Source organism: Okeania sp. SIO3I5 (assembly GCF_010672085.1).
Classification (GTDB): Bacteria; Cyanobacteriota; Cyanobacteriia; order Cyanobacteriales; family Microcoleaceae; genus Trichodesmium.
In genome coordinates this window covers 24009-35333 of the sequence record NZ_JAAHHT010000065.1, presented here as the reverse complement: position 1 = coordinate 35333, position 11325 = coordinate 24009, and the positions used below count along the sequence as shown (strand labels likewise).

Below are 11325 nucleotides of genomic sequence, written 5' to 3'. Positions count from 1 at the left end.
TACCAAGTATCAATTCCTTTTACTGAAATTAATTGGGAACCTATTAATTTAGAGATGAAAAAATTTCCAGGGTTAAAATCAAAGACTTGGTTGAGTGGTTTAAATACCCATAGTGTAGGTGGTTTTTACGAATTTGATTCTGTAGAAAATGCACAAAATTATATTGATGGTTTATTAATTCCATTCGCGAAACAAGTCAATGGAAATCTTAGTGTGAAGCTTTTTGATGGTGATGTTACTAAAGAAGCTTCCCTCGGTATGGATTCACCTTTTTATAATAGCTAATTCTCTTAATTCGTGTATCCGTGCCATAATCCCTGTGAGCTTTCTTCTTTGTCTAAAAATTAATTAACTCCCAACAGTTGATTAATTGATAATGGATGATTTTTATAGCTGAATACCAAGTATCAATTCCTTTTACTGAAATTAATTGGGAACCTATTAATTTAGAGATGAAAAAATTTCCAGGGTTAAAATCAAAGACTTGGTTGAGTGGTTTAAATACCCATAGTGTAGGTGGTTTTTACGAATTTGATTCTGTAGAAAATGCACAAAATTATATTGATGGTTTATTAATTCCATTCGCGAAACAAGTCAATGGAAATCTTAGTGTGAAGCTTTTTGATGGTGATGGAACTAAAGAAACTTCCCTCGGTATGGATTCACCTTTTTATAATAGCTAATCATAACCAAGCGTGATAAATGTTTGTTACATAAGGTAGGGACGTTGCATAAGAAAAATGCGTTTCATGTCGCGCAGCGAAACCTACCTACGAAGCTATAACGAATATCTTACTAGCTTTATTTTTTTCAATTAATTATTCATTATTCATTATTCATTATTCATTATTCGCCAAACGTCCTTCTGCTTGACCAAATCTAACGTAATGTTCTAACCCATTAATAAAAATACCATTTGCTACAGCATCAGCAACTCCAGGGTAACTTGCCAGATAAAATTCCTCATCAAAAGCAAACTGAGGCGATCGCCCTTCCGAAAAACCAAACTCTAACCAATGCTCAAACCCACTACTAAATAAACCATTTGCCACAGCATCCGCTACACCAGAATTTTCTATTAAATAATTACTTTCGTTGAAACTTTCAGGAATATTGGGAGGAAAAACAGGAGTCGGAATACCTGGAGAAGAACTATTAGCAGCAAGTTTAGCAACAAAGGCGTCATCTATTATATCTACACCATCAACTTGACTGACTTGCAGAATAGGTTCTAAACCAGAAGTAGGAATAGTCAAACCGACAAAATAAGCATTACCAATTTCATCTACTGCAATATCATTACCAAACACCCCAAGATTGTCATTTACCCGGAAGGGAATAGAATATTCTAGAACTTGACCATCATTAGATATTTTACTCACAATAGTATTGGCAAAATTGTTGTTGCTAACAATATAACTATTTCCTCCAGCATCAAGATCGATACTCTCAATAGAATCGAAATTTTCCGTACCTAAGTAAGTAGCATATTCAACGAAGCGATCGCTATTAATCTTAATTAATATTCCATCACTTTCACCTCCACCAAAAGTATTTTGCAGAGCATTAAAAGTAGGAAACTGACCAACTGGAGGTACTACCGCATCACCACCAATAATTTGACTACCCGAATTTCCAGCTACATAAATATTACCCACATTATCTACAGCAATACTATTACCAATATCTCCATCTACAGCACCATAATAAGTAGAAAAAATTAGATCGCTACCATCACTATTAAGCTGAGTAATAAATACATCTGCATCTCCCCCAATAGTATTTTGTACTGCATTTATAGTTGGAAAATCTAAGGAACGAGTCTCACCAGTAATATAAACATTACCATTATTATCAACAGTAATATCCTGACTGATTTCTGTGTCATTTCCACCCAATAAAGTTGAGTAAATTAACTGACTTCCATCAGTAGATATTTTACTCACAAAAGCATCTCGGTTAAATTCAGTAACTAGGGTATTTTGTCGAGCATTTTCTGTAGTCGGAAAATCACCAACTCCAGGAATAGGTTGAATTGGAAAACGCAGTGTTGCACCAGTTTCTCCTGTTATATAAACATCCCCATTATTATCTACAGCAATAGCACTACTAAAATCGTTATCTTGCCCACCTAAATAAGTAGAATAAAGGATATTACTTCCGTCATTAGATAGTTTGACAGCAAAAGCATCGCCAGAAAATTCACCACCTCCATAAGTATTTTGCAAAGCATTTACTGTTGGAAAGTCAACCGAATTAGTATTACCCGTGACGTAAATATCTCCAGTTATATCTACAGCAATATCGGTACCAAAATCGTCACCACTCCCACCTATATATGTGGCATAAATTAGAGTTCCATCAGGTGAATATTTAGCAACAAAAGCATCGCCAAGACCAAATTCATCACCTCCACCAAAGCTATTTTGTACGGCATTTGAAGTAATTGGAAAATCTAGAGAGTTGGTACTGCCAGTTATATAAGTATTGCCTTGATTGTCAATAGTTATTCCTGTTCCTTCTTCAAAATTACTACCTCCTAACAAGTCAGAAAATTCTAAAGTTGGGTTATTTGTTGGAGGAATTTGGGAAGGGAAAATTGGTGCATCGGTAATCAGAATTTGATCGTTGTTAGAATCATTTATTCCTATAGTATCCTCAGAAATTTCCGGAATATTTTCTCCTCCCAAGCTAATTACTTCAGGTGGTGCTTCAGGTGGTGGATCTGGTAGTAATATTGAGGGTAAATTTTCAAATAATTGTTCATCCATAATTTGTACGAAATTCTATTCTAGTTTTAGATCGTGTCTGGTTAAATACTTATACCAAATCTCGCGCATTCTTGCTACATATTCTTGAAAGTAGGAAGCAGGATTCATTAATGGATAATGGATAATTGATAATTGATAATTACCTTTCCCTAAAAGGGAGAGGTAAGACTCAAAGGAAAAAATTGATTTCTCTTGGTCGATTGGATATGCCGTTTTCGGCTAAGAGCCGACATAAAACGCTACGCGACATGAAACGCGTAGCGTCCCGGAGGGAAAGGAGACCTCGGCATCCCATCCTACGGACTGCTTCGCTTGCCAACCGCTTTTTCCTCTATCCAAGGGGAGGCTAACAAAGCTGAATTATTTAATTATTTAATTATTTAATTATTAATTATTCGGTAAGAATTGTCAGAGTGATTTTTCTGCCATAGTCAGACCAAAATACTGGCTTTTTGAGTATTTTCAACTGAAAAAAAGGCACTTTTTAAATATCATAAAAAACTCAAATCTTTATATATCAATACTTTGATAATTAATCAGCAAGCCCTAAATAGTAATAGCGTTTTTGGCAAACTAATCCTTCAAAAAATTGCTCTTACTTACTTATTACTTAATAACTGAAGTTTTGAGGAAGTACAGCATTATTTTTGGGAATTGGTATTACACTTTGGCGTTAGGAAGCAAAAAGGAAGAAGTAAGATTTAAAGGGAGAAGATTTTTTATTAGATATAGCAGTGAGCACTGGTTTATTTACAGATTAAAAGAATTAATGGCGTTGGTAAATCAAGGGATGAAACTTTAAAAGTAATGTGTTTCTAATACCTCTAAATATTTAACTAGAGTAAGTGATGGCTATCACCCCTAGTAGAAAATCATCCCAGCAATTACCAACGCCGAATTAATAGTTGCTAAGTAGGTTTTTCGATGACTATACAACCAAACTTGATATTAATAGTATTAATAATTATTCTTATTTGTTTTAATACTAATTACTTCAACTTCATCTTATATATCTAATTTTTCCCACTCATCAACATCCTAATCCTAAAAGTTTTAATTATCAATCTCAGCTTATAATTTTAAAATTTTTAACTTTGTCATCAATCTATGACAAAAAAACAACAAAAAAAAGCTGAACTAGGCAACAAAGTTTCAATAGTTTCAGCCTTTTTGTGATAATATGAACCAATGTATAATCCAAGGGAGTTTTATTGCCTAATCAAATTTTAGAGCCTCAAACATTGATTATATCGTTGTTTAGGTTGGCGATCGCCTCACCTTTGTCTAAAGATGGCTAACTAATTTTCCTCAGTTGCTCTAACCAGTCTTTGACACATTTACATCTATATGGTATGCACTGATAACTTACGAACTTAAATACATTCAGTCAATAGATATATCCAATAATAAAAAATCAAATCAATTATCCTAGAGAAATTATCTATTATTTCCCTCCACTCCTTACTCCCTACTCCCTCTTTTTTGAGGATAGTTCTGAGCAAAATGTTTCGGTCAATAGATATATCGAATAATAAAAAATCAAATCAATTATCCTAGAGAAATTATCGATTATTTCCCTCCACTCCTTACTCCCTACTATCTCTTTTTTTGAGGAAGATTCTGAACAAAATGTTTCGGTCAATAGACATATCCAATAATAAAAAATCAAATTAATAATCCTAGAGAAATTATCGATTATTTCCCTCCATTCCTTACTCCCTACTCCCTCTTTTTTCGAGGAGAGTTCTGAGCAAAATGTTTCGGTCAATAGACATATCCAATAATAAAAAATCAAATTAATAATCCTAGAGAAATTATCGATTATTTCCCTCAACTCCCTACTTCCGTACGGGCGATTCGCTTGCTCGCCCCTACTCCCTATTTTTTAGACATATCCAAAGAATAAATATCTGCATTACTAGCGGACCATTCCCACATTGAACCAGAATAATTTTTCACCTGAAATCCTAAATCTACCAACACAACATTTGACCAAGCAGAACGAACTCCACCCGTACAATAAGTAACTATAGTTTTATCTTTAGTAATTCCCTTTTTTGCCAATATTTCTAAAATTTTTTCCCGTGAAAATAACATTCCATTTTCATCTAACCAATCCTTAAAATAGATATGAACTGCCCCAGGAATATGACCGCCACGCTCTTCTCCATAAGGTGTTTTGCCATAAAATTCCCGTAACTCTCTCGTGTCAATAATAATCAGATTATTATTTTCTAAATTTGCCTTTAATTCATTCTGACTAATTTGCCAATTTTTCTTACGGTTAACAACAAAATCTCCCCTGACAGTAGAACTATTATTAACAAAATTAACTGTGGGAAAACCAGTTTGTACTAAAGCATTAAAACCACCATCAACTAAAAAAGATTTTTGATGACCTAAAGTGCGTAACATCCAAACTATTCTGCCATCTTCTCCCCAACCATTTATAGTGTCGCCAAACACTATTACTGGTTTATCATTAAAAACCCCAATACGCTGTAACTTTTCGGTTAAAATTTTGTCATCTGTGAGTAATTTTCCTTTAAATGGTAATTGAGGCTGAGAAAATTCTTTCCAGCTTATACAAATTGCATTTGATAAACTTTTAGGGTGGAAAATTTTACAAGAACGAGCATCTAAAATTGTTGCTCCTTCTGTCACTAATTTTTGAGATTGAGTAGCATTAATTATCCATTGGTTATTACTAGGTATTTGCTCTGGCAATTCCTGAATAACAAATTCAGAACTAATAGATTTATTTGTCAGAAATTGGGCATTTTTAATTGAGTTTGCTATAGCTAATGTAGAAATTAATCCAAATATTATTAATCCTACCACTGCCATAATTTTTATTGAGTGCATTTCGTATATTATATGCAAAAATACTTTTTTCTTATTCTCTATTCCCTGTTACCTAAAACTGATAAATTTTTGCCTTTATTCAAAATTGAAATGTATCCTTTTTATTGAACTTAAATTGAGATTATTAAACATCTTGGAGGAAACAGGGAAAAGTAAACAACAGAAAGCAGCATTAAATAGTAGCTTTTCACAAAGAGTAATGGATACTCAAGACAAGATTTTTTGATTAGAAAAAAACTAAATATAGATTTACATCTCATTTAAAAATGCTATCTATATTAGCAGTCAGCTCTCAGTTTTTTAATAAATTAACGGTAAGCATTCAGCCGAGTGAATGCTTACCGTTGAGCAATAATTCGTTTAACTTTTACTGCATTTTCAACTAGAGAATTAAAGCATCGGAGCGAGGAACTTGACTCTTCAACTAAAGGTAATCAAGCTGAATGCTGAATGCTTACCTTACTTCTTCCTAATTTTAACTATTAGACATCTCCAACAATAAAAAATTAAATCAATTATTGTACAGAAATCATCAATTATTTCCCCCTATTCCCTATTCCCTATTCCCTATTCCCTCTTTTAATTAATTTTCATTCATATTACTAAGGTTGAAAATAAAAGGAACTCCTTGAGATTTGTCACTGCCAAAAATTAAAACTTTAGGCATTTGAGAACCACCTTTTTTCCAAGCTTCTATAGCTTCCTTTTGTAAAACTAACTCACCACCTTGTGCTTTTAGGGTTTCAGCTAATAGTTTTTGAGCTTCTGCTTTACCCTTGGCACGATTAATTTCTGCTTCAGCTTCTTGTTCTGCTTCCTCAGCAATATACACTGCTCTTTGAGCTTTTTGTTCAGCAATTTGCTTATCTTCAACTGCCCTAGCAAATTCAGGAGAAAAGGTTAAATCAATCACGCTAGTATCTAACACAATGATTCCATATTTATCCAACCGAGAACCTAAAGCAGTATCAAAGTCTGATTTTAATTCTTCCCTTTTTGTAATAGCTTCTTCAACAGTTCTTCTCGCTGCAGCAATTTTAAAAGATTCTTGAGTTTGTGGTGCAATTACTTTAGCAACTAAATTTTGTAGAGTACCTTGTTCTCTTCTAATTTTTACTACCTGCACTGGATCTAAACGAAAGTTAATAGCAAAACTAGCGGATAATTGTTGTAAATCTTTTGTAGAACTTTGACCAGGAACTTCAAATTTTTGCACAGTTACATCATATACATCTACTTGGGAAATCAGGGGAGGTTTAAAGTGAATTCCTTCTAGTAAAGCTCCATCTCTCGCTTTACCTAAAATACTCAAAACACCAGCTTGACCAGGATTAATAATTACAAAAGAATTGAAACCAATTAGCAATATTACAGATAACGCAGTTGCTAATATTAATGTTTGTAAACTTTGTTGTTGATTTTTCAATTTATCTGCTCCGAAATTTAAGAATCTGACTTTTAGTCTATTTTCTCTATCAATATTAGTTGGAGTTGAAAATTAATCATCAAATTATATAATATTTTTATAATCTTCTAACCACTATTTTTTCTGTTCAGGAAAGTTGCATCTAGAGCTTTAAGCATTTCCGTGCCGAAATGCCTAGCAAACAGCTATCAACTATCAGATCAAATCAAAATTATTAGCTGTAAAGGATTTTAATTTTATTAATGTCCTAACATTTTTTTGTAGTGCTATATTTCCAATTCATTAATTTTTATACCTACATTTCCAGATGAGTGGTTTCATTAATGGATAATGGATAATTACCTCTGGTTAAAACCGTGAGGATTGAATATAAATAAATATTATTTCTTTTCTTCAGGGGAGATTGGATATGCTTAGGTAGCCCATCCATTTAAGAAGAGGTAATTATTAATTATTAATTGTTAATTATTAATTATTGAAGTAGCTCTGTAAAAGTAGAGATTTTATGATAATAATTCAAATCAAATCAAATAGTTTATAAATACTATTTCTTTCCAACTTAGAATTATCTCAAATTAGGTTATATAGTTACCAAATTTGCCATTTCCCATCAAGAAAGACCTAACTTGGTATATTTTTCAAGAATTTCCTTGCTTATAGCAGTTTTCACAAAAGTAGACTACAGAAACTAGAAAAATAGGTTTAAAGTTTAATAAGTTAGAGACTTAATAGTTGTATTCTATGTTAATGAAAAATGCTATAAATCCTTCCTTTTTTTCTAATTTGGTGACTTCTGAATTCTGACCATTTTTTGAATTCAAAATTAAAAATTTAAAGTTCAAAAATTTTGGTTCTAACTTAATTTCAATAATTGTTTAATTCAGGATTCAAGCCTCGTTCTTCACAGAGAGAGCGAAAAAATCAAAAATATTTTCCTGATTTCAAGCCTCTGACTTTAGGCAGAAGTTATAATTTTGAATTAATAATTTTGAATTTTGAATTGATTTAACTTTCTTTCTCATAAGATAATGAATTAGCAGGATTATATATCAAATAGTTTTTATGTTCCAGGTTCCCTATTCCAAATATTTATTAGCAATTTTTAATTGCCAAATTCTTATAGCATTTTTCAACAATATTAATCCTATATTTACTTCACATTATCTTATCCCTCCATATCCCCATCAACCTATCACAAAGATACATAGTTAAACTTTTGAGAATTAGTATTAACCATCAGTCTTGTCAAAATTTGCTTCAGCACCATCGCTGTCCAATCAATATCAGCTTCCGTTGTTTCTCTTCCCAAAGTCAAACGAACACCTCTAACCGCAGTCTCCTCTGTATACCCCATTGCCAATAATACTGGACTAGGAGTTACCTTTCCACTATTACAAGCTGAACCTCCACTAATACCAATTCCTGCTAAATTTAACTCTCGCACTAGAGTTTTACCAGTAACCTTATCATCTATCTCATTTTCTGGAGGTACAATGCAGAAACTAACATGATGAGGTAATCTGTCCCATCTATCTCCAGTAAAAATTACATAAGGATTATCAACCATCTGTGCAAATAAGCGATCGCGTAACCTACTCAACCTTAATGTTTCTGTAGCTATCTCCTCATTCGCTAACTCTGCCGCTACACCAAAACCAGCGATCGCTGCCACTGCTTGAGTACCAGAGCGTAATTTCATCTCTTGGCCTCCACCACCCAATAAAGGGACTAACTCCACACCCTTTCGTATATAAATGGCCCCTGCACCTTGAGGACCATAAATTTTATGACTAGATAAAGACAACAAATCTACTGGCAATTTTTGTACATCTACTAGTAAACGTCCAACAACCTGAACTGCATCAGTATGAAACAATACCCCATAAGAACGACAAATATTACCTAATTCGGCAATTGGTTGGAGAGTGCCTACTTCATTTTGGCCATAAATTATGGAAACTAAAACTGTATTCGGTTGTAATGCAGCTTGTAGTTGTTGAGGTTCTACCCTTCCTTGTCGATCAACAGGTAATCTTGTCACTTGCCAACCCCAGTTTTCCAGCATTTTTACTGGTTCTGAAATAGCAGAATGTTCTACACCAGAAATAATTATATGTTGAGGTTTTCCATAGCAACGTGCTACACCCATTATTGCCATATTATCAGCTTCAGTTCCCCCAGAAGTAAAAATAATTGATTCTGGCGCTGTATTAATGAGATTTGCTACTTTGATTCTGGCCCTTTCCACTAATGTTGCCGATCTTTGGCCCCATGTATGTAAGCTAGATGGATTACCCCATTGTTGAGTAAAAACTTGCTGCATAGTAGCGATCGCTTCTGGCCTTGTTGGTGTTGTGGCACTATAGTCTAAATAAATTTGCATCATCTTTGTCCGTTTGTTTTAGGGAGTAGGAAGTAGGGAATAGTAATTACGGTTCGGTGGGAATAAATGAGACTTTTCATTAATTGATAATGGACAATAAATAATGGATAATTACCTCTGGTTAAAACTGTAACGGAATTGAATATAAGCGAATATTGTAGCACTTTTTTCTCTTGAACTATAAGGCTTTAAACCTCTGGGGATTAATTATCAATTATCCATTATCCATTGGTAATTATACCCCATTATTAATCTGGAATCTACTGTATTTGATAATTGAATATTCAAAAATTTTAAGACATCCAGAGCGGAATTATAATTTTTAATTTTTGGGTTTAAATATCTCCAAAAATTAAATTTTAGTCAGGCAATAACTCTAGAGCAATTTTGAATTTTTGGTCAAATAAGACTGAATTAATCCGACTTTGCCTATTCTAACTGAGTAGTTCCTATTCCAGAATTTTATTGTTTTTTATGGAGATTTATTTGAGCTTTATATAGGAATCCCTATATTGGCAAGGTACACAATTCGTTTTTTTTTAGTAAGCATTCAGCGGCCAGATATCAGCTAACTTTAATAATCTAATTTATTGAGCTAAGTTGTTTATTAAAAAGCTGAGAGCTGACTGCTAATAGCTGAATGTTACTCAAATTGAATATTTGCAATATCAATATATAGTGTTTCGATATAAGTTGTGAAACTATATTTTAATTTTTATCTACAATAGACCTCTTGCAAAAATATTTTGTGTTATAATAAGTTGCTATTTTCTGTCTAACTTTGCTTAAGAAGATAGCCAGATTTCTGATTTTTTTTGAATAATTAATGGTAGGCGATCGCTGATTAACAAAATTATTAAAAATAGGCAGACTAAAAAAGTTAAGCTAATGATTAAAAGCTCAACCAACTAGAGATTTAATAGATTTTTCTTAAAACTTAATTAGCCAAATCGTAATTATAAAGTCCAGCTATTAAGTTAGCTCGTAATCCAAATCTCTTACCGCGATTTCGATAAGGATAAGAGAGAATTTTGAAGATTTTTAATCCCCTATTAAATTGAATTGCTCAATAAATGTAAATTCTATATGTACTTTAAACTTCTCAAATATTCTCTAATATTTATAACTTTTGACTTTTCAATTCTGGAAAATTACTAATGTAGTAGCGTAGAAATAATCCACCAGTGACAAAATACTCAAACCATTACTAATTAATACCTTTACTTTTACCGAAGAATCAATAATTAAATACCTTGGTGAAAAGTCTCCCTTTTTAATAGGAAAAAATAAATTATCCAATTTTTGAACTACACCTGGAAAGTTTCCCTATCTAATTTCCCTACTCCCTAACTACTTAGGTTTGCAAACATTATAATCTTCATGGGACATAACCTTCTGTGGTACAACAAAACTCCCATAATCTTGACAAATCATTCTATAGTTACGAGTAACAGGTATACTCACAATAAAACGATTGTGGCGGAGTCGTTTACCTCCAAATTCCCGATAGCTTTGATTATTATTTAATCCAGAAATAATTGTTCTAGCTTTTATCACTACATAATCTGGTAAACCCTTTAAGTCTATCAAATCGCCATCGAAAGAAGCTTCCCACTCTAACTTTTTTTCTCGCTTTTCCGCTATTTCTTCGTCAGATCTTTGCTGTACCATTTGCTCTTGTTCACAGCGATGGCATTTTCTCCCATATCCTTTATGGCCACACGGAAAAGTCCTTTTTCTTTTCGGCATAAAACAGCAAAGTTACTTGTCACTAGGTTCTCTCGGTTTTGGCTGTCATTCTTACTTCCCAATACCATAGCAAATGGACAATACAGAAAATATTTGTACTTCAAGAAAATTTGATTTAACTATCACCCTAA

General features: G+C 32.9%; 7 protein-coding genes and 1 pseudogene. 2 read left to right on the top strand and 6 right to left on the bottom strand.

Annotation, left to right across the window (positions count from 1 at the left end; genetic code table 11):
• Together F6K40_RS16610 and F6K40_RS16605 are read left to right on the top strand one after the other, a co-directional pair.
• Window positions 1–285: YdhR family protein (locus tag F6K40_RS16610; protein WP_293137703.1), on the top strand; the 285-nt coding region annotated here is incomplete at its 5' end.
• Window positions 286–380: 95 nt separating this feature from the next.
• A complete protein-coding gene (locus tag F6K40_RS16605; protein WP_293137701.1) occupies window positions 381–683 on the top strand; it encodes a YdhR family protein in 303 nt (100 codons plus the stop codon).
• Window positions 684–839: 156 nt separating this feature from the next.
• Here F6K40_RS16605 and F6K40_RS16600 read toward each other — a convergent pair whose 3' ends face one another.
• The 6 genes and pseudogenes from F6K40_RS16600 to F6K40_RS16575 all read right to left on the bottom strand — a co-directional run bounded on the left by F6K40_RS16600 (window position 840) and on the right by F6K40_RS16575 (window position 11194).
• Window positions 840–2771, bottom strand: a complete 1932-nt coding sequence (locus F6K40_RS16600; protein ID WP_293137699.1) for an SBBP repeat-containing protein — start codon at window positions 2769–2771, stop codon at window positions 840–842.
• Window positions 2772–4649: 1878 nt separating this feature from the next.
• Window positions 4650–5636 (bottom strand): sulfurtransferase, encoded by a 987-nt coding sequence (locus tag F6K40_RS16595; RefSeq protein WP_293137697.1) that lies wholly within the window; start codon window positions 5634–5636, stop codon window positions 4650–4652.
• 583 nt (window positions 5637–6219) lie between these two features.
• Complete coding sequence (locus tag F6K40_RS16590; RefSeq protein WP_293137695.1) at window positions 6220–7062, bottom strand: prohibitin family protein; 843 nt, start codon at window positions 7060–7062, stop codon at window positions 6220–6222.
• A gap of 1192 nt (window positions 7063–8254) precedes the next feature.
• The gene (locus tag F6K40_RS16585; protein WP_293137725.1) at window positions 8255–9445 is read right to left on the bottom strand and encodes a cysteine desulfurase family protein; all 1191 of its coding nucleotides are present in this window, start codon (window positions 9443–9445) and stop codon (window positions 8255–8257) included.
• Between the two features lie 937 nt (window positions 9446–10382).
• Window positions 10383–10499: pseudogene (locus F6K40_RS16580) on the bottom strand (IS5/IS1182 family transposase); the annotation flags it as partial.
• A 296-nt stretch (window positions 10500–10795) separates the two neighbouring features.
• Window positions 10796–11194 (bottom strand): DUF7682 family zinc-binding protein, encoded by a 399-nt coding sequence (locus tag F6K40_RS16575; RefSeq protein ID WP_293137693.1) that lies wholly within the window; start codon window positions 11192–11194, stop codon window positions 10796–10798.
• Window positions 11195–11325 lie beyond the last annotated feature (131 nt).